Source organism: Zhongshania marina (assembly GCF_002915595.1).
GTDB lineage: Bacteria > Pseudomonadota > Gammaproteobacteria > Pseudomonadales > Spongiibacteraceae > Spongiibacter > Spongiibacter marinus_B.
The window spans coordinates 36058-60856 of record NZ_PQGG01000028.1 but is presented as its reverse complement, the minus strand read 5'-3'; the positions used below and the strand labels follow the sequence as shown (position 1 = coordinate 60856).

Below are 24799 nucleotides of genomic sequence, written 5' to 3'. Positions count from 1 at the left end.
GACTCGCACCACAGGGAACGTCCCTTCCCTCTTATACGCTTTCACGCTCATAAAGTGCCGGTAAGCACCGAGTGTATTTTATTTGGCGCCGCTCGTGAGCGGCGCCAGAGGACTAACTTTACGCAGAGTTTTATTGCCCAGCCTTAGCTGAGGGAATACTTAAGTTGCTCTGCTTAGCAACATATTCCGGATATGGCCAATTGCCTTTGTTGGGTTTAAACCCTTAGGACAAACATTGACGCAATTTTGAATACCGTGACAACGGAAAACACTAAATGGATCATCAAGATCACTTAGGCGCTCTTCAGTTGCCGTATCACGGCTGTCCGCCAAAAAGCGATAAGCCTGTAATAAGCCACTTGGACCAATAAAGCGATCAGGGTTCCACCAAAATGAAGGACAAGCAGTCGAACAGCACGCACAAAGAATACACTCGTACAAACCGTCTAACTTCTCGCGCTCTTCAGGAGACTGCAAACGCTCAATAGCGGGCGCTGGCGTGTCATTTTGCAAGAACGGCTTAATCTTTTCATACTGCTTGTAGAAAAGACTCATGTCGATAACAAGGTCACGAATAACCGGCAAGCCTGGCAACGGACGCAATACTAATTTATTGCCACCTTTACCATTTTTCAGCGCTTCAGAAATCGGCGTAATACACGCCAAACCATTTTTACCGTTGATGTTCATACCGTCTGAACCACAAACACCCTCACGGCAAGAACGACGGTAAGCTAGTGACGGATCACTGCCTTTTAACAATTCGAGAACGTCCAATACCATCAGGTCTTTGCCACCGGTATCGAGTTCAACTTCCTGCATGTACGGTTCCTGATCAGTTTCAGGATTGTAACGATAGAGACTAACTTTCAACATATTCGTTTTCCCCTGAATCAGTACGTACGAATTTTTGGTGCAAACGCTTCACGTGTTTTAGGCGTGAAGTTTACCGCCCGCTTACCAACACGTTTTTCGCTAGGGAAGTACATAGAGTGGCACAACCAGTTGTCATCATCGCGATCGGTGAAGTCTTCGCGAGCATGAGCGCCACGGCTCTCAGTACGCGCTTCAGCAGCGATAGCTGTCGCTTCCGCAACTTCAAACAAATTATGCAACTCAAGCGCTTCAATACGAGCTGTATTGTAAGCATTGCTCTTGTCTTCCAAATGCGCGTTTTCAATACGTACACGCAGTTCAGCCAGCTTCTTGATACCTTCCTGCATAAAGTCACCGCGGCGGAATACGCCAAAGTGATTCTGCATAATCGTTTGCAATTCAGTACGCAGCGCCGAAACACTCTCACCACCGGTAGTACTGTTAATCTTATTCAAGCGGCTCATTGCGCGGTCGATATCTGCCTCAGAAGCATCGCGCATTTCGATACCTTCACGCAGGCTCTTCTCGATATACAAACCAGCTGAACGACCAAATACCACCAAATCTAGCAATGAGTTACCGCCCAAGCGGTTTGCACCGTGAACAGATACACAAGCAACTTCACCACAGGCAAACAAACCTGGAATAACCACATCGTTGCCATCAGCGTCGACAGTCAATGCTTGACCGTTAACATTGGTGGGAATACCACCCATCATGTAGTGACAGGTCGGCACTACTGGAACCGGCTCTTTGACTGGATCAGCGTGGGCAAAGGTACGCGATAGTTCGCAAATACCTGGCAGACGGCTTTCCAATACTTCTTCACCAAGATGATCCAGTTTCAGGTAAACATGATCGCCATTTGGACCACAGCCGCGACCTTCGAGAATTTCCAAAGTCATTGAGCGGGCAACAACGTCACGACCTGCCAAATCTTTAGCATTTGGCGCATAACGCTCCATGAAACGCTCGCCATCTTTATTGACTAGATAACCGCCCTCACCGCGACAGCCCTCTGTTACAAGTACGCCGGCCCCGGCAATACCGGTTGGGTGGAACTGCCACATTTCAATATCTTGAACTGGGAAGCCAGCACGTAGCGCCATGCCAACACCGTCACCAGTATTAATGTGCGCATTAGTAGTAGAGGCATAAATACGGCCCGCACCACCTGTTGCGAATACGGTCGCTTTTGATTTGACGTAAACCACTTCACCGGTTTCGATACAAATAGCGATAACACCAACAACTGCTCCGTCTTCGTTTTTAACGAGATCCGTTGCATACCACTCATTAAAGAAAACGGTATTGTTCTTTAAGTTGCCTTGATAAAGCGTGTGCAGCAGAGCGTGACCAGTACGGTCAGCTGCAGCACAAGTACGTGCAGCCTGGCCACCCTCACCAAAATTCTTAGACTGACCACCGAAAGGACGCTGATAAATACGACCTTCTTCGGTACGCGAAAAAGGCATACCCATGTGATCAAGCTCGTAAACCGCTTCTGGGCCAACTTGACACATATATTCAATGGCTTCTTGGTCGCCAATGTAATCAGAGCCTTTTACTGTGTCATACATATGCCACTGCCACTGATCTTGCGGATCAGCACTCGCAATTGCACAGGTGATACCACCCTGAGCAGACACAGTGTGTGAACGCGTAGGGAATACTTTAGAAATTACTGCTGTTTTGTAACCAGACTGTGCCAACTGCAATGCAGCACGCATACCTGCGCCACCGCCACCAACAATTACACCATCAAAAGAAATTGTACGAATATTAGCCATTGTTTAACTCCAAAGAATCTGGATGCCCCAAACGAGGTAGGTGAATAACACAACAGCTGACGCCGCCTGAAATGCCAAACGCAACACTGTGCCTCGGCCACCCATCATTCGCTCAGTTAAATAATCGGTAGAAACTGACCACAAACCGATCCAAGCATGTCCTACAATGGACAACACCGCTGCCGTACTGAACACACGCATAAAGGTGCTATCAAAATACGCACTCCACTGTGCATAAGTGATCTCTGAACCACCACACACCAAATAAAAGCCAACCACTAAGGTATACGCTAGCAGAACCACACCGGAAACCCGCTGAACCAGCCAATCGGATAAACCGCTGCGCCCCAAATTCGTAACTGAACTTACCATATCCACAACCCCGTCAGCAGAACCAACACCGCCGTCACCGCCAAGACCAACTTCGACCCAGTCTCGCCGCCCTTCATAGTCTCACCAATGCCAGCATCCATAATTAAATGCTTTACACCGGCTGCTGAGTGATAACTCAAACCGATCAACACGGCCCAAATACTCAACTTACCCCAGAACGATGTCAGACACGCCTTCGCCTGCTCGAAACCCTCTGGGCCATCAAGACTCGTACCAAGCAACCAAAACAGCAGGGCTACGCCCGCCACAAGAAACACACCACTAACGCGGTGTAAAATAGAGGTATATGCGGTAATCGGCAGCGCGATTGTCCCGATATCCAGATTTACAGGTCGTTTATCGTTCACGGTTTTTGCCACACTTTTAATTTCTGGCTCATATACTACGAGCGGTTTAAAGGGAGTGGATCAATCAGATACTGAGCTCTCCAACTCAGCATCGCTTCTTAGAACAGGAGCAGCTAAACTCCCGAAGAAACGCCGCGCATTATAGGGCCATCGAAGTGCAATTACAAACCCTTAAACGCCCACAAAAGGGCGGCAAAAAACTCGAATATCAAGGGCTTAAGAGACCATTTCGCACCATTATGGCGCCATAGCCAAAACAGAGGGTCGCCAATTTGGTGCGCGAAAATTAGCGAACATTTACATACAAACAATAAAAACCGAGCAGGAGTGAATATTTAGAATTCCATCCACACCAATACCGCGTTAAAATGTTCTCACCGTTGACAAAACATTTCAGCCCTCTATATTTGTCACTCCCGCGAAATGCGGATCTCCTCGGGTTACGTTCAGGTAATACCTTACCGGATGCTAGACACGGGGAGTCAACGCCACAAGCTATGTTAAAAGTTACAGGAGCCCGTCCCACATGAGCGATAAGAAAGCAAGTCTGAGTATCGATGGAAAAACGCTAGACCTCAAAGTCCACTCTGGCACCATCGGTCCCGACGTCATCGAAGTCAGCGCCCTGACGGGTAACGGATACTTCACTTACGATCCAGGCTTTGTTTCGACCGCCGCCTGCGAATCTAAAATCACCTATATCGACGGCGACAAGGGCGTATTGCTGCACGGCGGCTACCCAATCGAACAACTAGCCGAACAATCTGATTACCTAGAAACCTGTTATTTACTATTGTACGGCGCACTGCCAAACGCAGCACAGAAAGAAACCTTTGTGAACAAGGTCCGCATGCACACTATGGTCAATGACCAAATGAGCACCTTCTTCAAAGGCTTCCGCCGCGACGCTCACCCAATGGCGATCATGTGTGGCGTAGTTGGCGCCCTCTCTGCGTTCTACCACGACTCACTAGACATCACCGACGAAAAACACCGCGAAATTTCTGCAATTCGTCTAATTGCAAAAATGCCAACTCTAGCGGCAATGACTTACAAATACACCATCGGCCAACCCTTCATGTACCCGCAAAATCATCTGAGCTACTCAGAAAACTTTTTGCACATGATGTTTGGCAACCCTTGCGAGCCAAGCAATGTAAACCCTGTGCTTGCCAAGGCTATGGACAAAATATTCCTATTGCATGCTGACCACGAGCAAAATGCATCAACATCAACGGTACGTCTTGCTGGCTCAACAGGCGCCAATCCTTTCGCCTGTATCTCTGCCGGTATTGCTGCGCTTTGGGGACCATCACACGGCGGTGCAAACGAAGCCGTATTGGATATGCTTAATGAAATCGGCGACGCGTCACGCATCGACGAGTTTGTTGCAAAAGCTAAAGACAAAGACGACCCATTCCGCCTCATGGGCTTTGGTCACCGTGTTTACAAAAACTTTGATCCACGCGCCAAGGTAATGAAATTAGCGGCTGATGAGGTTCTTGCCGAGCTAGGCCTAGAGAACGATCCACTGCTGAAAATCGCTAAGCGCCTTGAGCAAATTGCACTTGAAGACGAGTACTTTATCGAAAGAAAACTCTACCCGAACGTTGATTTCTACTCAGGTATTATTCTGAAAGCGATTGGTATTCCAACAAGTATGTTCACCGTTATCTTTGCTCTAGGCCGCACCCCAGGCTGGATTGCTCACTGGAATGAAATGATCAGTGGCAGCTACCGCATCGGGCGCCCTCGTCAGCTTTACACTGGCCCAGCGCAACGCGACTTTGTCCCGCTGGACAAGCGCTAATACAATGAAAAAGGCCGCTTCTGCGGCCTTTTTTAATTCTACTGATTAACTAATGAGTTAGAGCAAACACCAAAATTAGCGTGTTTTATATTCAAACCCCATCTCAGCGCCGTCCACCGACTCACCATAGCTGCTGAAGCTGCTATTCCGATCAAACTCAGCCCCCTCCTTCATTCGCAACTTGGTTTTGATTTTCAAACGCTGCTCTTCACTTTGACCAGTTTGCTCAAACCAACCCTCCGCACCATAGCGGCTTTTTTCCTCCTCCCAATCCTGAACATCACCCTGCAAGTCATTAGGTAAACTCAAATCGAGTACCGGCTGCTTTTCGACACCCGTTTTTGCAACCGGAGGCGCAGTAGGTATTTTCTGTTCATTATTTTCAGTAACAACAGGCGGAAAACTATCTTTGCGCTCAAGCTCAGGGCGTATTGCCACTGAAGTATCTTCAGACTTTTCTCCACATGACAGCAACACCGTTGACAAGAAAACCAAGGCACAACAACGCTTAATCATTTTATCAATACCACTTAAATCAGATGTGACCACACATATACCTCGTCCGATTGGACAATAGCGATGCGAAAAGGTCGCGTATACATTAGGCGTATTTTACACGACGCCAATCGCTGGAGACCACATGAGTAGACTCGCTGGAAAAGTTGCAATTATCACGGGTGCCGCACGCGGCATGGGCGCAGTTACCGCTAAATTATTTGTGGAACAAGGTGCTAGCGTCGTAATCGCAGACATTATTGACGATGCAGGAGAAACCCTAGCCGCATCGCTCGGCGACCGCGCCCACTACGTTCATGCCGATATATCAAAAGAATCCGACTGGCAAAACCTCATCCATAAAGCCGAATCACTTGGCCCCCTGAACGTACTGGTGAATAACGCCGCCATTCTACACGTCGCCGCCATTGCAGATTCAGACGCCGCAGATTATATGCGAGTCATCAACATCAACCAATTAGGCACCTACCTCGGCATTCGCGCGGCAATCGAACCCATGAAAAAAGCAGGAGGCGGTTCAATTATTAACATTTCCTCCATTGACGGCCTGCAAGCCAAAAATGGTCTGTCTGCATACGTTTCCAGCAAATGGGCGGTCAGAGGTCTTAGCAAATCTGCCGCTATTGAGTTAGGCCCCTACAATATTCGCGTCAACACCGTTCACCCTGGTGGGATTTTTACCTCCATGCATGGCGCTGAGGGCAAAACCGAACCCAGCGTTGAAGACAACGCATTTTACGTAAACCACGCTTTACCGCGAGTTGGACTCCCCCTGGAGGTCGCCAATATGTCCCTTTTCTTGGCTTCAGATGAAAGCAGCTACTCCACCGGCGCCGAATTTTTAGTCGACGGAGGATGGCAAGCCGGTATGCGACTCAGCATGCTGCCGAGTTCCTAAACGATTTTCACCACTCCAGTGATAAAACAAACACTGGAAAGCCGGTAAAGGGTCTTCTATATTGGGCATGTAATACTGATTTTGTCTGCGGAGGACCCAATGGACACCGAATTACATACAATGAACCTACTCTTTGACCAGCTTGGCCTTCCAAGCGACGACAAAGAGATCGAGCGTTTCATTGTTCGACACCGCCCCCTACCCAGAGGCTTGCAGATTCACGAAGCAAGTTTTTGGAAACCAGCGCAAGCCAAATTTCTGAAGGAATCTTTAGATATTGACGCAGAATGGGCGGAATTGGTCGATGAGTTAGATGCACGCCTGCGCTATTAGCGCAGGCGTTGCCTGACAACGCAGGGTATTAACTATTTCCCTCGTCTAGGCCGATATAGCTAATTTTGGGGTAAGACACCCATTTAAAAACCTGTCGATAGCTACATATCATGCATTTATGAGGGATCTCCCCTGTGCTTGGATTCATCTCTCCCGCACTCACCATCATCCCATGCCCACACTTATCACAGACGTAATTTACTTCTACCGGTTGAACTAAACGTTTTATTTCAGGCATGACTTGTATCCCGTGTTATCGCGTTCCCGCACCATTATTGGGCGCCGGATCTACTGATGATGACCCATTAGATTGCTTGGTTTGAGGCTGCGCCGCAATCCCTTGTTTAGCTCGCTCCAATTCTTTTTCTACCGAATTAATCATCGCAGACCAGCCTTGAATCAATGCGTCATTTGCCGTTTCGATTAAACCGCCCAAAGAGCTTTGCTGCAGCTTATCAATTTCAGCCTTGGTGAGCTGAACCCGTTGATCAAGATTGTTCACACGCTCTGAAATATGTATGAGCTGTGTGTTCAGGGCTTCGCGATAGGCCTGTGCGTCCCGATACTGCCAGTACTCAAAGGCCAGCAAGGCAACAACAATCACCGCCGCCAACACAACACCAAGTGAAGATTTCATTTTGTAACTCCTACAACAGAACACAGACAAAATATTAGAGCTTAGTGGATAAAGACATTACTATGCTAAGACAAGCTTATATAAGCCTCAAATTTACACCGCAAAGCCTAAAAGCAACAATGATTTCAGTAGTAGGAAACGCCAAATAATATGAAACTCCAAGTACTCCTTACCGGCAATGAACTCATGGCTGGTGATACGATCGACTCCAACTCGTCAATGATCGCAGAGCTGATCACAGATTACGGATGGCGTATTGATAAAAAAGTCACCGTTGGCGATGACCTTAAACTACTAGAACAGCAAATTCGCGATCTAGCAGCAGACTGCGATGTGTTAATTATAAACGGCGGCCTCGGCCCCACCGTCGACGACATGACATCTCTCGCGCTCGCCAACACCACCGGCAATCCAATTGCAGAGCACCCTGATGCCCTTGCCCACTTAAGTCAGTGGTGCGAGCAAAAGGGTTTCCGCCTGAATGCGTCCAACCTCAAACAAACATTGCTACCGGCAGGCGCCAGCATTATTGCTAACGCAAGAGGAAGCGCCGTTGGCATTCGGATGAACATTGGCAACTGCTTAGTTCTAGCAACACCCGGTGTACCAAGCGAATTAAAGGCAATGATGACAAATGAAATCATTCCCTTATTAGCAGCACAATTCAGCTCGGACTATATAAAAACGCAGCGCCTCGCGGTATTTGGTCTTGGCGAATCGTCAATACAAGAACGGGTCAACAAACATTACCCCGACTGGCCCGACGATGTGGAACTGGGCTTTCGGGCATCGATGCCGGTGCTTGAAGTAAAACTTACAACCCGCGGCCAAGACGCCAGCAAAAAAATTGATGAATGGCGCGGCAAAATTATTGATTTAATCGATGATCACCTTCTCGGCGACATGCCCTTAAATTTAGCGCAATCGGTCATCGCCGCAGCAAAGCAACACAAGCTCAGCATTTGTACCGCCGAATCCTGCACTGGCGGGCGAATAGCTGCCGAGCTAACCGGCGTCGCCGGCTCGTCAGAGGTATTTCCAGGCGGAATTGTTAGCTACTCAAATGCCTTAAAACAACAACTGCTAGGGGTTTCAGAAAGCAGCTTAAATACCGATGGCGCTGTCAGCAAAAGCGTTGTTAAGCAAATGGCGGAAGGTGCTTTAAACACTGTGGGTGCAGACCTCGTTATCGCCGTCACTGGCATCGCGGGGCCAGACGGCGGTAGCGAAGACAAGCCCGTCGGTACGGTTTGGCTAGCTTGGGGAAGTCGAGAAAATCTAAAAATCGAAAAATTTTTTCTGCCTGTAGATCGGCATCTATTTCAAACCCTAGTCACTGCCCTAGGTTTAGATCTAATAAGACGGCATATACTAAGCATAACCGGCTTACCCGAGCTGATGACCCGCCGCCGCGCCTAAACGCAGCGGGGGCACCACACTACTATGCCGCCACTAATAAACGGTCAGCAATCCACTGCAATAGCATCTCGTAAGCGCTATTGATCATCGCAATGGCTTCCTTCTCACTCACACCATTAGGCTCAGCGCGGCCATACCAATCAATACGGCAGCGATCATCACCTAGCGCCGTGACTTTGGCATTTGCCGAGTAATTGGTGACCGGCATCGGCACACCACGGGGAATATCGTAGGAGAAAGTCATTGTCGACGGGTCTTGGGCGGTTAGCACTTCGTCGATAGGCTCCGGCAAACCGGCAATATGTAAACGCCGAGTCATCCCGATACCGCTTCCAATAAGCTCAATTTTATCGATGCCGGGGGCCCAGCTAATATCGCCAAAATTTTCCAAAAGCTCCCACACGGTTTTTGCCGAAACCGTAAACTCACGCGCCAAATGTGTTTCAACCATGTCAATTGTCCCTGCTTTTATTTAATAGCCGGCATAATGCCTTATCATTTTAATTCTCACCTCACCCGAACGGCCTAGCCGCAATAGTCCCTTCACATTTATGAACAAGCCTTAATTGGCGCACCTCGTAAACACTGCTACTCTTTAGATAGGTAACAGACCTATAACATAATAAGTACTCGGAACATGGCTATGAATGCTTCTTTAATAACACCGGTATTGCTATTCAGCATGGATTCCGACCAATTTTGGGCCGCCCCAACTACCACTGGCGGCCTAAAGGCTTACTACCAACAATACGGCAGCCAAGTAGATAATTACCAAATCGAGCTAATCCATTTCAAAAATGAAGACGCCATTCTCCGCTGGCAGCAGAGCTGGCAAGAAACCTATTTACCAGCCATAAAAGCCGCAGAACAAGCAGGCCAGCAAGCTATAATTGGCTTCAGCATGTACACATGGAATGCCGCAGAATTTCTCGACATTATTCACCAAATCAAAGCCCAGTGCCCCAATGTGCTTTGCATTGCAGGCGGCCCACACGTGCAACAGGCTGAGGATTATCTCGGCGAGGACCCCATCGATATTATTATTCTTGGTGAGGGTGAAACTAGCTTCCAAGAAATTCTAGACACGCCTCAGCGCATTCACTGGCCAAACATAAATGGCATCGCCTATTTGGAAAATGGTGACATTCATAAAACCCCAGAACGCCAACGCAGAAAATATCTAGATGAGTTACCTTCGGCCTTAGATGTTATTGATTTATGCGATGCTGAGGGCAAACCACTTTACGACTCCATCTCTTACGAAACCAGTCGAGGCTGCCCTTTCAAATGTGCATTTTGCGAATGGGGAACCGGCGCTATCGGCTCTAAAATGTACCAATTTTCTATGGATAGAGTCCGTAGCGATTGGCATAAAATCGTCAACGCAGGGATAAAAGATATCTGGCTCGCAGATTCCAACTTTGGCGCACTAAAGGAAGATTTGGAAAAAGCCCAACTTATTTGCGAGTTAAAAGAGAAAACCGGACTACCCAGCAGCTTCGCCACCTCCTGGTCGAAGAAACACAGTCCCCGCGTGCAGGAAATAGTACTGCTGCTACACAAAAACGGCCTTCTACCGCATTACCAATTAGCGCTACAAACCCTTACCCCACTAGCCCTTGAACTCAGCAATCGGCAGAATATGGCTGCGAACAAATACGAACCTATCGCAAGGCAAATGGCGGCGGAAGGTGTGCCGATTGCGGCTGAACTGATTTGGGGGCTCCCCGGAGACAATCTCGCTGAGTTTGAAAATAACTTAGATCAGCTCTTAAAAACGTTTCCAAATCTAAATATCTTTGCCTACACATTGCTGCCCGGCACAGAATTTTACGAAAAGCGTTTAGAATACAAAATAGAAACTATTCCAGTCGCGGGCTACGGGAAAGCCAAGGGAGAATACGTTGTCGCCTGCCACACCTTTGATCGCGACGAAGGTATTGAAGGATACTTCCTAATCACCGCGCATATTCTATTCGCACACGGTCACTTAATTCCCCTAGCTATCCGCTATTTGGCGCTACAGAATGGCATTACTACTGCCCCACTATTGCGTACGCTCCTACGCGCTGTTTGCGTGGAATACCAAGATGACCTACCTAATTTAGACCTTCAAGACAGAATGGTAGTCTATGAAAACAGAGCAACTATTTTCACATGCATATTAAAAAATCCACTACGCTTATACGCCCTGTTTGAAACAGAAATAATCAGGTATTTGCAAGACACGAACAACGGTCATTTAAGCGATGCAACTCGACATATTCTTAGTCTAGATTACGCGCTTTCACCGCGCTGCGGAGAAGCCACTAAGGCTAACTATGAATTCAATTTTAATGCTGTAAGCAGCAAAGCGGCCCTCGACTGCCTCAGCTTGCCAAGCGCCGCAGATCTCAGCCCAGAAACGCATCAAGTCCTCTGCGTTAAAAGTCCCGGCGGCGTCGGCACAATTTTAAAAGATCCGGATGGCGGCGCATGGCTAAGAGGTGAAATTGAATATCAACAAGCTGACATTCAAACAGTAAAAATTCTTCACCCAAATGTTAAGCCGACACAGGCAATACAATAGTATGCAAAAACTAGGCTAGCGCTGCGCGAATTTTTTCCGCTGCGATAGCCAGTGAATCGCCTTCGGCACGCTTAGCATTGCTAATATTGGCATCTGCCATATCGTTTATGGGTGCAAGATGAATGTGCGTGTGGGGCACCTCTAAACCAATAATCATCATACTTACCCGACGGCAAGAAAACGCCTTTTTTAAGGCTTTGGCCAGCATCTGCGAAACTGACATTAAATGCGCAGCCAACTCTGCGGGAAGATCATCCCAATGATCAATCTCTAAACGGGGAATCAATAGTAAATGCCCCTCTTGTATGGGTTCTATGGTTAAAATAGCCACGGCGTGATTGTCTTCCCAAACTTTATGTCCAGGCAGTTCGCCTTGAATAATTTTTGTAAAAATACTGCTCATAATTTTTCCTCACGCATATGATATTCAATTATTTCTTGAAATAAGTTTCGCAATCGTTTTTCTACGGAAAGGCGCCCGCTTAGCTGATAGCGCGCTGACAAGCGGCTCCAGTCTTCACCGAGTATCAATGCATAAATCGCCAGTTCAGCATCGGCATGCCCTTCAAAATTAAGGCTATTACACATTCGCGTTAAACTTGCCGCAGCCTGCTCAAAAAACAGTTCACCGTCGCAATAACGCCGCGCGACAATAAAGTCCGATCTCAGCTCTGGCCAGTAATCTGATTTAGCTGCGGATAAGGCAACAAGTACATCTGCAGCTATACTTTTATGCACGTGGCGCGTCGTCAAGGACAGGCCTTGCAATAACTCTTGCTGCATTGTTTTAAAATTGAATTCCATCTCTTCAGAGAGCGGCTTGGCGACAATTAATGAATAGGCGCCACTAGATGCATCTCGCTTACTACCTAACCATAAAGCCTTAAAACCATTCCGCAACCAAAACGGAATAACATCTGACGTTGCGGCAAAACTAGATGATATATAGGCAGCGCCATTAACTTTTGCAAATTGTTCCGCCACTTGCAGCAAGCCTCGCCCTATTCCGTGGCGTCGAGACTCAGAGACCACAGCGATACGGTTTACGCGATAACTACGACTTTGCCCATAGCAACTATCGGCCTTGATGTGGGCAAGTCGCTGCGCGACTATATGACCCTTAGGCCTGCGCTGCCCCGTGATAATCGCCACCGTTAACTCTGCGCTCAATCCTCCCTCGGGAATCAACTGGCACACGCCCACTATACATTGCCCACACTCAGCAACAATAATGACACTCGACGAATCAAGCATATACTGCAAGTCGCGGGGCGAGGTTTGATAATGGGCCTGCACTAGCAAGCCAAATACCTGCGCGAGAATTGCATCCTGCGCCAAATCCTCTTTATTTAGGACTCTAATACGGAAATCGGCAGTACCATCCGCAGGTGAAGGCTCTGCACTTAGCAAAAAAGCCTCATCCAAACATTTTTCTAATGGATCATCCGCCGCCCATCGCAGCGGCTCTCGCAGTTCAATTCGACGCCACTGCGGCCGCTCACGATTTAAAATATCTTTGAAACGAATATCAAAGCCGCGGCCACTTCCCTCGTAACCATGCACTGTTGTCGCGAAAACAACTCTGGGGTGGTTTAAAAACTCTTGCAAAAGACTGACGGAAATACTCGCCGCCTCGTCAACGAATATTAAATCCCAGTCACCATCAAAATTGAGCTCAAATGGTGATACAAAAATAAATTCGCAATCCTTAAAACGAAAACCGGAATCGAATGCCTCGCCACTCGGTAACAATTCTTGAACTTGCCGAAACGCTGCATCGACAGAATGAATAGTAGCTGCACATATCGCTATGCGTTTACATATGCCTTCACGCAATAAGCGCGCCGCCGCAATTCCCAGTGACGATGTCTTACCACGACCGCGATCAGATCGTATTACCAAAGGGCGCTTTGCCCTGCCCATCGCAACGCGCGCTATCGCATCGACAGTCATATCTTGCTCAGAACTCGGCAGCACCGGTGTCCACGGCGAAGGTTTTAATACGGGTAGCTTCGAACTTAATTGAGCATCAATATCTTGACGATGATCTATGTGGTAAACCCCAGCAGCGCCATACATTTTTTTTAAAAATCGCTTTAAAAAAAACGAATCAACATTGTCGCTAGCTGCATCGGAATGCGCCTGAAAATATACTGGCCACGCTTCAAATTCAGGGCACAATACCAACAACACGCCACCTGCGTGTAAGGTTCCCGCAGCGGCAAGCCAATCATCGACTGCCTGCGCAGAATACGCATCGATAAGTACCGTAGCAAACTCCTGACCAAGGCATTTTTTTGCAAGGCGAGGGCTGAGACCAAGAATGGGATTGGCTGCAAGCAGCAATGTGCTCTGCGCTTGAATATCACAAGCCGCGAGCAAACCTTGCCCCCACGCTTGCGGCCCACTTATAAATACGAGATAGCGATGACCGTTACTTTTGCCAATAGCACGGAGTTGCTGAATAAAATTATTCAGCTCAGCCATTTCCACACACTGACTTTAGTCATGATTTTTTAGAGGGGTACACCGGCGCCTCCGGCATATGTAGATGCAGAATAAGACGTTCATCACTGCGATATAACGCCACCACCTCGGTACTGGCATACCGCTCTGCGAGTTCACAAAGTCGGCTTTTGAGGTCTGAAGCGTTAATAAACTTAGCGATGACACCCGCTTCTATGAATCCCTCTAAGCGATATAGCACCGCAGGCGGGATATCTAAGCCCTGGGCCTGATCCTCAAAAAATGCGAGCAAACGAGCGTCTAACTCAGCGAGGTAGTTTGAGGCGACTTGATCACTCACGACGCGACCCGATCTTTTTGAACAAGGATCCACGGTGCCACAACAACGGCCCACACCTCGCAATTATCAGCCAAACAATTTACCGCAAACTCTTCCGTCGCCTTCTGTAACTGCGCAGTTTCCATCCATGCCGATATAGCCGCCGCGTCGTCGTTTGCTACGGCGGCGGCAGTGGCCACCAAATCCAATTCTGGCGCAACAACAAGCACCGCGCCTTGCGCATAAAAGCGCTGCAGTTCCGTCCAATAAATTCGAGAAGTCTCTCGATTGAGTTTCACCATTAAGTCGGAAGATTCGTCTAAAACCACATTACACCCTAGCGTTCTACAATATTAATTTAGTGGGAAATTCCTACCTTCAGGGAGCACCTAATGCCGGCCACTTGATTTCCCACGGCGGCGTGCAGTTTAACAATACTGCCTGCAGTGCTCCATCAACAAAGCCTTCGCCGACTTGGGGAGGACAAATATATTGCCGCTCAACGCCTCGGAAGGTAAAACGCAGCGCCAGCGCATGTAAATACATTCGATCTGCATTTTGATTGCTCGGCCCGTAGCGTTTATCCCCGATGATAGGCACACCGAGGCTTTTCATCACCACACGCAGTTGATGGGTTTTGCCGGTATAGGGCTTCAACAGATACCCACGCCGCCCATCTTCTAAGGCATAGCTAAAAAACTGCGTTACCGAGGGGTTGCTGCGGGTGCGGCTGAGTAAATAGCTACCGCTGCGACTTTTTTTAATATCGCCAACGATCATGCCCTGCTTTTTCATTGGCTTCCCCTGCGCAAGAGCAAAATAGAACTTATCAATCTCGCGATTCGCAAACAAATCCCCGAACTCAGCAGCCGCACTTGGACTTTTTGCTATGAGCATAAGACCGGAAGTTGCATCATCAAGGCGATGCACCAAATGGAAAGACTCCCCTGGAAAATCCCTGTGCAAAACATCTACTAAGCTCTGCGCGTGTTGATTGCGATGCAGATTGACGCCAGGCGCCTTATCGATAACGAGATATTCCTCATTGTCTTCCAGCAAACGATAATTAAGTTCACGGTCTTCAAGCATATTTATTAATCGACATGACCCTCGCAAAATACATTCAATTTTTGCAGCTATACACTCTCCACCCCAAGACTAAGCTTTAGATCTGGCGAGTACCGATACTAATTCACACAAATATGCCGCACCACGCCACTCCCAGCTTCACGGGTAATATAAGACCACTGAAATATCAGGAGCAAGAATCGATAGTAATGTGCATGACGCAAACATTAAACCCCCGCAAAACGTGATAATAAGCGCAAATACGCAATATCCGTCAAAAATAAGTTAACACTTTCGAAAATGCCAATAGTAAATATATCCACACTCCGAACCAATATTTAAGTTGTCCCCAATATAGGTGAATAAGCTTGTGGATAAGCTTGTAGATTACCGACGTGAGACAGGGCTCACGGTGCACGAGGAGATCAGCACGATTTTTAACCAGACTGTCATCTAACTATGATTTTATTTTTTTCGGGACTTATCTAGGATTGACAAGCTCAAAATAATTACCATCATTACCAATGCCGAACACCAATAGGGATAACTTGGCGAAAGCCTATACAAGCCTCCACCTATCAAGGGTCCAAACATAAACCCAAGGCCAGCTATCGCGCCAATCAAACCAGCCAGACCACCCTGCTCATGGGATTCCACCGCCATTGTTGCACTAGCAGTAAACGAGGGCCCCGTTAATCCCATACCAAACCCAAATAAGCCCATAGCAAGATACAACATCCACAGTGCAGTAGCGTTGGCGAGTAATAAATAGGAGAGCAGCATAAACGGTAGACCTATGCGCAATAAGCCCATAGGCAAACCGCTATAGCTACGCACTACGCCGAATTGAGCAAGTAGAATCGCTACCGACGACACCACCATAGCACTCGAAAACAGTTGGGCTGCCCTCACCCCATCGATAGCTAAAATATCTTGAAAATAGAATCCCAAGGTCTGTTGAACCATGCCCAGCAAGCTATAAATGATAAATCCCAGAATGATGAATTTTCGGTATCGCGGGTCAAAGTACGCGAGCTTTGCTTGCTTGCGACCAGTGGTATTTGCCGGTGGAATAGCGGGTAAATACAAGCAAACTAACAAGCCAACAATCAAGGCGACAGCTGCTTGAATATAAAGTGGCGCAAGGTAATTAAAAGTGACAAACCACGCTAGCGCCGGCCCAACCATCACGCCGAGTTGATTGCAGGCCTGTAATTTACCCATGCCCTTGGTGCGCTCATACACCGAGGTTACGTCAACCATATACGCCGCCGACGCAGGATGGGTGGCTGACATAACCACGGCATGAAATGCACGGCTAATAATCAAGCAGACAAGTAGCGTCGTCCCCACCAAGGCACCGGATAGCCCTAAATAAGCGACCCCGTTAAATGCCAAGGTGCCAGCAACATAGCCAAACAAACCAAAAATAATAAGGGGCTTACGACCCCAGCGGTCACTAAGCCGTCCCCACTTTGGCGCCGCCACGAAGAAAACAAAAGCCGTCAAGGCGGATAATGAGGTAATGGCCAACTCTCTCGGCTCAATGACGATATCCGAGAAGGGTAAATTGAATACCAGTAAATCAAGGTGAAGCTCCCGGCCCAACATCGGTAAGATCGCAAACACCACGGTTTGCCCCATACCCACGCACATCATGGCTAAGTAAAGGGTAAACATCGCCTTAAAGCCGGATTTGCCAGCCGCTGCTGCAGAGTTACTCACCTACGCCAATCCCCTCGCTCAAGGCTTTTATAATAACGATTATTGTAGTTCGACCACCAATCCACAGACTGTGAATACTGGAGCTCCAGCATTTGCGAAAGCTGAAATTTCAACACTCAGTTCTATAAAGGTTTGCGCCGATCACCGAAATCAAAAGAGCAATTCTAGCACGTGACAAGAATCAACTTGCCTTGGCGTGTTTTAAATCAGATTTAAACAGCAAAGACAGTACAAAGAGCGGTGTTAATAAAGGGAGGGATATTGAAGGACTAGCTCCTCAAACGCAGCGCAGTTACGCAGCCTTTGAGGAGCTTTGGCAATTATGCCGCTGAAGAAAGTTCTGCTTCAGTTTCGAACCAGTCTGGCCAACCGGCGCGAAGATTTTGCTGACGCGCTAACTCACGCTCTTCTGTACTCGCATGGTTAAGGTCCCATTCTTTCAGCGCAGGCTTGATCACTACATTATTCCAAATTGGCGGAATAAGTGCAGATAAGAAGCACACAAATACACTAGGGACTTTAACCGCAGTCGTATCTGGCTTTAAGCGATAGTAAGGCGTGTACGCATCCAAATGGTGATCCGCATGATTGGTGATTTCAAAGGCCACAATACGGCTAATCGGCTGCAAATGATTCCAAACATGGCGACGGCCAATCGGCTTACCAGGAATACGAACTTGGCCGTAATGCTGGAAGTAGTTAAAGGTTTCCACCCACACACGAGCGACACAAGCACCAGCCAAGCCACATACAGCAGCGGCAACACCGCCAATGGCAAACAGAGCAAGCTCAAATACCACAAACGCTAGAATTGCCTTCCACACACGGTGATGAATAGACCAGCGTGATCTGCCACGCTTCATCATCGCTTCACTTTCTAAACGCCAGCCAGTCACGGTACTTTCGTAAACAGCTCTCGCGGCAAAAGCATAGAGGTTTACACCGCGCTGAGCAGTATCACAGTCTTCTGGCGTACCCACATCTAAATGATGCCCAACACGATGGCCAATATCACGTGACGCATCTAAGTAAATAACCTGCGAGTAGGTACCAATAAACTTCTGCAAGGTGCCTTGTTGATGGTAAAGTTCGTGGGTGCTGGGTACGCCAATAATGACTCCGAGCCATGAAACAGATAGAGTCGCGCCGATCATTTCAACGACGCTCATATTGCCTTGACCAATACGCCAAGCCAAAAAGAGGTATAGTCCAACCGCAAAGATAGCGCCTATCCAAATAGGGATATCTGCCAGCGCGCGATTATTAATCTTGCGCTCTTTGGTGTCACGGGGTAACACGGTATCGATTATAGCTAGGCCAGGAAGCGTCGCGAGGCCAAGCCAGCAATAAGGACCACCAATGTATATCCCCACCGCAGCCATAACCTGCAACGCAGGGGAAAAGTAATATCGTAGATAATCAAACATGACAACGTCCGCCCATATTTATTATTTCGTAAAATTTGCAAAGACAAGCAGCTCCGTATGTTTGCAGCTACTCTCTCTTGACGGTATTAAGTATGAGCTTTCTCACAAAGTGGAACAGGTCATTTATTGACAACACAGGGTCATTTAAAGACAATTATGGCTTTCATAGGAGAACGAGATGGATTTTTCAGAGCTCAGCTTATCCACACCGTCTATTCCTATCGGCTATTCCCGACTAGTCGCCCGTACCTTAGGGCTTGTCGAAAAAAGCCTTCACCTACTTTTACCTAATACCCATTTACATACCAGTGACCTGCTCCGTGACGACACCTCCATTACCGGCGCGCAACAAATACGCATCCTTAGCAATGCTCTAGATATTTCCGGCAACGAGGCATTTGGCTTGTACTTTGGGCAAAATTTAATTCCCTCAACCCATGGGCCTTTGGGTTTTTTAGTACATAGCAGCTCAAATTTAATTGACGCGATGGAAGCCTTTACTAACTTCCTCCCACTGCGCATGAACCTCACAAAAATGGACATTAGCACCAGCCCGGACTGGCTAGAGTGCCATTTCCATGCACACCCTCAGATTGAGGAGAAAATTTATCGGCTGGTCATCGAGGCCTTAAGTCTAGGCGTATTTGCAATAACGGAGTTTATATTGGGCCGCCCCCTAACCGAGGGCCAACTTCAACTTAATTACCCTGCACCAAACTACCAAGCTCAATATCATCAATTTTACCCCTGCCCGATACACTTCTCGGCGAACAGCAACTCACTAAGAATTCCGATAGGGCTTATCCACACCAAAAATGCCTCGGCAGAGCACAACAACTACGAATACGCACTGAGCCAATGTAAAAACCTACTCGATCAGCTACATGTCGGCCATCAAGACACAAAGACCAAGGTCCGCAAGCTATTATTGTCCCACCCCAATCACCAACTCTCAGAAGACGCCGTTGCCGCAACCATGTTCATCAGCAAACGCACACTGGCTAGACGGTTAAACAGCGAAAATACTGGATTTCGGGAGGTGCGCGACGATGTCTTGTCGTCTCTTGCGACGGCCTATTTACTCGACACACAGCTTTCAGTCGATGCGATTGCAAGCTTGCTCAACTATCACGACAGCTCTAATTTTCGGCGCGCATTCAAACGCTGGCACGGTATACCTCCGGAACAATATCGCGAGAAAAACAAAAATCGCTAATACGGGTTCGAAACCTAGGCCGTAAATATCGTCAGACTATCGGTATACTTAGCCCAGAGATATTTTACAAAAAACAGGCTTGCCCCTATGAACAATGTAAAACCCGCCCCACCGCGCATTCAACGGTGGTTAAACAGCCTTGAAACTGCGGGCAACCGCCTACCAAATCCCGTCTTACTGTTTATCTACTTTTGCATTGCCATTTTGGTGTTTTCGGCCTTAGCGGAGTATCTCGGTTTCTCGGCACAACACCCACTTAGTAAAGAAACCATTGCGGCTAAATCATTGTTAAGCGCAGATGGCATAAAATGGATGGTCGCCAATGCGGTTGGTAATTTCATTCACTTCGCTCCGGTAGGCTCAGTCTTGGTGGCGATTTTGGGGATTGCGGTCGCGGAGGACTCAGGTCTATTGAGCCACGTATTACAGCGCCTCGCGGCCAGCGCCCCGCCTCGTCTGCTGAGTAGTTTTGTGGTTTTTGCCGGCGTTATGTCTAGCATCGGTTTTGACTCCGGCTACGTGGTCCTCATCCCACTAGCGGCGCTGATCTTTCGCGCTGCTGGTCGTTCCCCACTCGCAGGCATAGCCGCCGCTTTTGCAGGTGTATCTGGCGGCTATAGCGCCAACCTGCTGCTTGGTCCAGTAGATGCGATTTTGTCAGGCATCAGCACCGAAGCAATGGCCTTAGTCGCACCGGAGCGCGGAGTATTAACCAGTGGCAATTATTACTTTACCCTTGTTTCAACCGCGTTTATTACCATAACCGGTGCGTGGGTGAACGAAAAAATTGTTGAACCACGTCTTTCCAAACCCGTAAATAGAGAAGTTAGCGACGAGCAAGCCCCCACAGAGTCACCGGTTTTAAAATCCGCGATGCGGCGAGTTGCCCTTTTCAGCGCGCTTTTCTTGTTGCTTTTATTATGGCTGGTTATTCCCGCCGACGGCTTAATGCGTAACCCCGACCCCAAGGGCTTAGCTGCGCTCCCCTTATTAAACGGCATCGTGGTGTTTATTGCCTTATACGCAACGCTGAGCGGCATTATTTTTGGCTACAGCACGGGCAAATATAAACGCCATCACGACTGGATTGCGGGAATGGAAAGCGGCATCAGCAGTTTATCTGGTTATATCGTCTTGATGTTTTTCGCCGCTCAATTTGTCAATTACTTCAACTGGACAGGTTTGGGTGCCATTTCAGCAATCAATGGCGCTAATTGGTTAGCGGGACTAGCGCTGTCAAAAACAAGCTTACTGGTGGGTTTCATTCTAATTAGCGCCAGCATTAACCTCTTGATTGGCAGTGCTTCAGCGAAGTGGGCCTTAATGGCACCGATATTTATTCCGATGTTGTTTTTATTGGGAATAGACCCAGAATCAGCACAGATGGCCTATCGTATTGGTGATTCAAGCACCAATATCATTACCCCTTTAATGCCCTACTTTGGCGTGGTCGTTGCGTTTATGCAGCGCCACGACGAATCCGCTGGAATGGGTACATTAATGGCGCTTATGCTGCCCTACTCGGTGATATTTCTGCTTGCATGGTCGCTGCTGCTCAGCCTCTGGCTGGCAGCAGGTTTACCGCTTGGACCGATGTAATACCGGTCACATTGACGGCGGCTTAGTCCTGTACGGTCGCCGCCATTTCATCTATATCAACGTGCCTAACATTCGCACCTTTGACCAAGTAAATCACATGCTCTGCAATGTTTCTGGCGTGATCACCAACGCGCTCCAAAGACCGCAAGGCCCACATAACCTGTAATACCGACGAAATAGTGCGTGGATCCTCGATCATATACGTCACTAAACTGCGCATTGCGGTGCCGTATTCCAAATCAACGGCTTTATCTTCTTCTGCAACGGCAAGTGCCAATTCAATATCTAGACGTGCAAATGAATCTAGAGCATTGCGCACCATGCCAGAGACATGATCGCCAATATGGCGAATTTCTAAAACGCTGCGCGGTAACCCACCTAACTCAGTAAGTTTAATCGCACTGTCTGCAACCTTGCTGGCCTCGTCACCCATACGCTCGAGGTCACTTAAAATTTTGCTTATAGACAGAACCAAGCGCAAATCGCTAGCTGCCGGCTGCCGACGCGCCAAAATAATGGTGCACTCTTCGTCAATCGACACTTCTAAGCTATTTACGGCTTTATCACCCAGCTTTACGTCAGAGGCTAATCCGGTATCCAAATTCATAAACGCATTCGTGGCATCGGCAACCTGCTTCTCAACTAGGCCACCCATCTCTAACATGCGGGTTTTAATATCATCTAACTCAGTATTAAACTGCTGAGAAATATGATGTGTATGTGAATTCTTATCTTTCATTTTCAATCTCCCATAAATCTGTCAGCAAACCTTAACCATAGCGACCGGTAATATAATCTTCGGTTTGCTTGTTGCTGGGGTTTGTAAAAAGAATATCGGTGTTATCAAACTCAATTAACTTACCCATATACATAAAGGCGGTGTAGTCAGATACCCGCGCAGCCTGCTGCATATTATGGGTAACGATAACAATAGTGTATTTGTCTTTTAACTCGTAAATAAGTTCTTCAATTTTTAATGTTGAAATAGGATCTAGTGCTGACGCAGGTTCATCTAATAACAGCACTTCTGGTTCTACTGCAATGGTGCGCGCAATAACAAGGCGCTGCTGCTGACCACCCGACATTCCCAAGGCATTATCGTGAAGTCGATCTTTAACTTCATCCCACAGTGCTGCGCCACGTAAGGAGCGCTCTACTACTTCATCTAACACGCGCTTTTTATTGATACCCTGAATACGCAAGCCGTAGGCGACGTTTTCATAAATAGATTTGGGGAATGGATTTGGCTTTTGAAATACCATACCAACCCGACGACGTAGCGTTGCCACATCGACGCGTTTGTCGTAAATATTCGATCCATCTAAAGAAATACCACCATCGACGCGGCAGCTATCGACCAAATCATTCATGCGGTTAAAGCAGCGCAACAACGTCGATTTACCGCAGCCGCTAGGCCCGATAAACGCAGTTACTTTTTTACGGGGTATAACCATATTCACGTCGAACAGGGCCTGCTTTTCCCCGTAATATAAATCGAGTTTATCGACTGTTAAGGTGATGTCTTCATCGTGAATAGATTGTTCCACTCGATTCCGCCCCAGCGACTCCATATTTATAGCGTGCGCCTTTACCGTAGATTTGTCACTTGTCATAAAATTCGCCGCCTTCTCGTTCACGTCATTCACGCTTACATTTCCAGTGATTTGTATTTCTCACGCAAATGATTGCGCAAGGCCACCGCACTTAAATTTAACAAGGCGATGATAACGACTAATAGCAATGCCGTGGCGTATACCAAGGGCCTTGCCGCTTCAACATTTGGACTTTGAAAACCCACATCGTATATATGGAATCCCAAATGCATAAATTTCTGATCTAAATGGAAATAAGGAAAGTTACCATCAACCGGTAAGGATGGCGCTAACTTAACTACACCAACCAACATTAATGGCGCTACCTCACCCGCCGCCCGTGCCACTGCAAGTATCAAGCCGGTCATCATCGCTGGGCTCGCCATTGGCAATACCACACGCCAAAGGGTTTCCGCTTTTGTCGCACCCAAGGCCAAACTACCTTCGCGCAAATTGCGCGGAATACGTGCTAAGCCCTCCTCCGTCGCAACAATAACAACCGGTAGGGTTAGCAAGGCCAAGGTAACCGATGCCCACAACAAACCAGGTGTACCGAATGTTGGCGCTGGTAGCGCCTCCGGGAAAAAGGCCTTGTCCATTTCTGAACCGAGGAAATAGATAAAAAAGCCCAGACCAAACACACCGTAAACAATAGAGGGAACCCCCGCTAAATTATTTACCGCGATACGCACAATACGAGTCATCACACCCTGCTTGGCGTATTCGCGCAAATACACCGCCGCGACCACACCAAAAGGCGTTACCAGCACCGACATGATCAGTACCATAATGACAGTACCAAAAATGGCTGGGAAAATACCGCCTTCGGTATTTGCCTCGCGGGGCTCATCGGTCAAAAACTCGCCGAACTTTGTAAAGTAAAAACCAATCTTTTGAGCAAAGTTCATGCTATTAGGCTGATAAGCCTGAACAACCGTCGAAATACGCTGATCTTTGATTTGTCCTGATGCCGTTTTCATGGTGAAGCTGTCACGATGCCATTGGCGATATAAATCGGCCAGCTCACTTTGCATCACTTTATATTGTGCATCCAGCTCAGCGCGTTCAGCAGCTAAGTCAGCTTGAATTTGCTCGCGGCGCCCCTCAGCCATTGAGGTATTTAATTCCAAGCCGCGAGATTTTAGTCGCAACTTTTCGAGGCGATAATTAATCGCACCGATATCTTTTTTCTCAATTTTTTTAATTTGTTCATGAATTTCATTGGCGCGAATCACCCGAGTTTGAAACTCCTCCCACGCGCGCCCATCATCAAGGCTAGCGACAACTTGGCCCTGCTCTTTGACGGCCTGCAGATAACCGTAAAAGTTGCCCCACTCCCGACGCTCTATCACCACCGCATCTTCTGGATAGCTAATGTCATTTAAGTAGCGACTGATAACCCATTTAAAGTCCGCGCCGCTGACATCGCGGTTACCAAGTTTAACCAGCTCGCGATCTACAAAGGCATCATCGGTTTCTATTTTAAATCCAGCACTCAGCAACTGCTCAATAGGTACAGCCTCAGATTCGACACGCTCCGCTAGTACAGTAACGCTTGCTTCACCAGGTAAAGCATACTGGGCCTGCATAACCGCGGCAGGCCAAAAGTGTCCAAAGCCACGTACTGCCAGCAACATTAGCAGACCAATTACCGCCAATGTGCTAACCGTTACCGCTGCGGCATTCATCCAAATCATTGGCTCGCCGCGCTTACACCACTCTATAAAGCCTTGCTTGTTATCATCGTGCAATGACATGACTTAACTTCCCGTATCTCTTGCTCTGGCTCACCAGCAAAT

24 protein-coding genes are annotated in these 24799 nt (G+C 47.8%); 7 read left to right on the top strand and 17 right to left on the bottom strand.

Annotation, left to right across the window (positions count from 1 at the left end):
• Positions 1 to 159 precede the first annotated feature (159 nt).
• From C0068_RS11475 to sdhC, 4 genes are read right to left on the bottom strand one after another with little or no spacing between them, the layout of a single operon-like run.
• Positions 160 to 876: a succinate dehydrogenase iron-sulfur subunit gene (locus tag C0068_RS11475; RefSeq protein ID WP_103684628.1), complete on the bottom strand. Its 717-nt coding sequence runs from the start codon at positions 874 to 876 to the stop codon at positions 160 to 162.
• A 17-nt stretch (positions 877 to 893) separates the two neighbouring features.
• Entirely contained in the window at positions 894 to 2666 is a 1773-nt protein-coding gene (gene sdhA / locus C0068_RS11470) for a succinate dehydrogenase flavoprotein subunit (RefSeq protein ID WP_199176161.1), read from the bottom strand.
• A 3-nt stretch (positions 2667 to 2669) separates the two neighbouring features.
• Positions 2670 to 3038 carry a succinate dehydrogenase, hydrophobic membrane anchor protein gene (gene sdhD / locus C0068_RS11465; protein WP_103684627.1) on the bottom strand — a complete coding sequence of 123 codons (369 nt, stop codon included), beginning with the start codon at positions 3036 to 3038 and terminating at the stop codon, positions 2670 to 2672.
• A complete protein-coding gene (sdhC, locus tag C0068_RS11460) occupies positions 3032 to 3406 on the bottom strand; it encodes a succinate dehydrogenase, cytochrome b556 subunit (protein ID WP_103684626.1) in 375 nt (124 codons plus the stop codon). The genes sdhD and sdhC overlap by 7 nt, the downstream gene beginning before the upstream one ends.
• 526 nt (positions 3407 to 3932) lie before the next feature.
• Here sdhC and gltA point away from each other — a divergent pair.
• Positions 3933 to 5216: a citrate synthase gene (gene gltA, locus C0068_RS11455; protein ID WP_103684625.1), complete on the top strand. Its 1284-nt coding sequence runs from the start codon at positions 3933 to 3935 to the stop codon at positions 5214 to 5216.
• A 75-nt stretch (positions 5217 to 5291) separates the two neighbouring features.
• Here gltA and C0068_RS11450 read toward each other — a convergent pair whose 3' ends face one another.
• Positions 5292 to 5765, bottom strand: a complete 474-nt coding sequence (locus C0068_RS11450) for a hypothetical protein (protein ID WP_103684624.1) — start codon at positions 5763 to 5765, stop codon at positions 5292 to 5294.
• A 91-nt stretch (positions 5766 to 5856) separates the two neighbouring features.
• Between C0068_RS11450 and C0068_RS11445 the strand changes: the two genes are divergently transcribed.
• Together C0068_RS11445 and C0068_RS11440 are read left to right on the top strand one after the other, a co-directional pair.
• Entirely contained in the window at positions 5857 to 6630 is a 774-nt protein-coding gene (locus tag C0068_RS11445; protein ID WP_103684623.1) for a glucose 1-dehydrogenase, read from the top strand.
• Positions 6631 to 6729: 99 nt separating this feature from the next.
• Complete coding sequence (locus C0068_RS11440; protein WP_103684622.1) at positions 6730 to 6963, top strand: DUF2789 domain-containing protein; 234 nt, start codon at positions 6730 to 6732, stop codon at positions 6961 to 6963.
• Positions 6964 to 7216: 253 nt separating this feature from the next.
• Here C0068_RS11440 and C0068_RS11430 read toward each other — a convergent pair whose 3' ends face one another.
• Positions 7217 to 7600 carry a hypothetical protein gene (locus C0068_RS11430; RefSeq protein ID WP_103684620.1) on the bottom strand — a complete coding sequence of 128 codons (384 nt, stop codon included), beginning with the start codon at positions 7598 to 7600 and terminating at the stop codon, positions 7217 to 7219.
• Between the two features lie 150 nt (positions 7601 to 7750).
• On the opposite strand from C0068_RS11430, the gene C0068_RS11425 reads away from it, so the two are divergent.
• Positions 7751 to 9019: a CinA family nicotinamide mononucleotide deamidase-related protein gene (locus tag C0068_RS11425; RefSeq protein WP_103684619.1), complete on the top strand. Its 1269-nt coding sequence runs from the start codon at positions 7751 to 7753 to the stop codon at positions 9017 to 9019.
• A gap of 22 nt (positions 9020 to 9041) precedes the next feature.
• On the opposite strand, the gene C0068_RS11420 is transcribed toward C0068_RS11425, so the two are convergent.
• Positions 9042 to 9470, bottom strand: a complete 429-nt coding sequence (locus tag C0068_RS11420; protein WP_103684618.1) for an SRPBCC family protein — start codon at positions 9468 to 9470, stop codon at positions 9042 to 9044.
• A gap of 192 nt (positions 9471 to 9662) precedes the next feature.
• Here C0068_RS11420 and C0068_RS11415 point away from each other — a divergent pair, with 192 nt between their 5' ends.
• Positions 9663 to 11588 (top strand): B12-binding domain-containing radical SAM protein, encoded by a 1926-nt coding sequence (locus C0068_RS11415; RefSeq protein ID WP_158249979.1) that lies wholly within the window; start codon positions 9663 to 9665, stop codon positions 11586 to 11588.
• Between the two features lie 10 nt (positions 11589 to 11598).
• Here the strand turns inward: C0068_RS11415 and C0068_RS11410 are convergent, their stop codons facing one another.
• From C0068_RS11410 to C0068_RS11380, 7 genes are all read right to left on the bottom strand, one after another.
• On the bottom strand, positions 11599 to 11991 hold the full coding sequence (locus C0068_RS11410; RefSeq protein ID WP_103684616.1) for an HIT family protein: 393 nt from the start codon (positions 11989 to 11991) through the stop codon (positions 11599 to 11601).
• Positions 11988 to 14075, bottom strand: coding sequence for a GNAT family N-acetyltransferase (locus C0068_RS11405; RefSeq protein WP_103684615.1), 2088 nt, complete (start codon positions 14073 to 14075; stop codon positions 11988 to 11990). The genes C0068_RS11410 and C0068_RS11405 overlap by 4 nt, the downstream gene beginning before the upstream one ends.
• A gap of 19 nt (positions 14076 to 14094) precedes the next feature.
• Entirely contained in the window at positions 14095 to 14394 is a 300-nt protein-coding gene (locus C0068_RS11400; protein WP_103684614.1) for a hypothetical protein, read from the bottom strand.
• Positions 14391 to 14702, bottom strand: coding sequence for a DUF2288 family protein (locus C0068_RS11395; protein WP_233208801.1), 312 nt, complete (start codon positions 14700 to 14702; stop codon positions 14391 to 14393). Before C0068_RS11395 ends, C0068_RS11400 begins: the two co-directional genes overlap by 4 nt.
• Positions 14703 to 14751: 49 nt before the next feature.
• Positions 14752 to 15462 (bottom strand): pseudouridine synthase, encoded by a 711-nt coding sequence (locus C0068_RS11390; RefSeq protein WP_103684613.1) that lies wholly within the window; start codon positions 15460 to 15462, stop codon positions 14752 to 14754.
• A gap of 444 nt (positions 15463 to 15906) precedes the next feature.
• Entirely contained in the window at positions 15907 to 17166 is a 1260-nt protein-coding gene (locus C0068_RS11385) for an MFS transporter (RefSeq protein WP_103684612.1), read from the bottom strand.
• Positions 17167 to 17486: 320 nt separating this feature from the next.
• Positions 17487 to 18593: an alkane 1-monooxygenase gene (locus C0068_RS11380; protein WP_103684611.1), complete on the bottom strand. Its 1107-nt coding sequence runs from the start codon at positions 18591 to 18593 to the stop codon at positions 17487 to 17489.
• Positions 18594 to 18771: 178 nt separating this feature from the next.
• Here C0068_RS11380 and C0068_RS11375 point away from each other — a divergent pair, with 178 nt between their 5' ends.
• Together C0068_RS11375 and C0068_RS11370 are read left to right on the top strand one after the other, a co-directional pair.
• A complete protein-coding gene (locus tag C0068_RS11375) occupies positions 18772 to 19809 on the top strand; it encodes an AraC family transcriptional regulator (protein WP_103684610.1) in 1038 nt (345 codons plus the stop codon).
• Positions 19810 to 19896: 87 nt separating this feature from the next.
• On the top strand, positions 19897 to 21408 hold the full coding sequence (locus C0068_RS11370) for an AbgT family transporter (RefSeq protein WP_103684609.1): 1512 nt from the start codon (positions 19897 to 19899) through the stop codon (positions 21406 to 21408).
• A 22-nt stretch (positions 21409 to 21430) separates the two neighbouring features.
• Here C0068_RS11370 and phoU read toward each other — a convergent pair whose 3' ends face one another.
• Genes phoU through pstA form a run of 3 tightly spaced genes read right to left on the bottom strand, consistent with a single transcriptional unit; the run spans position 21431 to position 24757 of the window.
• Positions 21431 to 22147 carry a phosphate signaling complex protein PhoU gene (gene phoU / locus C0068_RS11365; RefSeq protein ID WP_103684608.1) on the bottom strand — a complete coding sequence of 239 codons (717 nt, stop codon included), beginning with the start codon at positions 22145 to 22147 and terminating at the stop codon, positions 21431 to 21433.
• A 31-nt stretch (positions 22148 to 22178) separates the two neighbouring features.
• Entirely contained in the window at positions 22179 to 23021 is an 843-nt protein-coding gene (pstB, locus tag C0068_RS11360; RefSeq protein ID WP_103684754.1) for a phosphate ABC transporter ATP-binding protein PstB, read from the bottom strand.
• A gap of 35 nt (positions 23022 to 23056) precedes the next feature.
• Complete coding sequence (gene pstA / locus C0068_RS11355) at positions 23057 to 24757, bottom strand: phosphate ABC transporter permease PstA (RefSeq protein WP_103684607.1); 1701 nt, start codon at positions 24755 to 24757, stop codon at positions 23057 to 23059.
• Between the last annotated feature and the right edge of the window lie 42 nt (positions 24758 to 24799).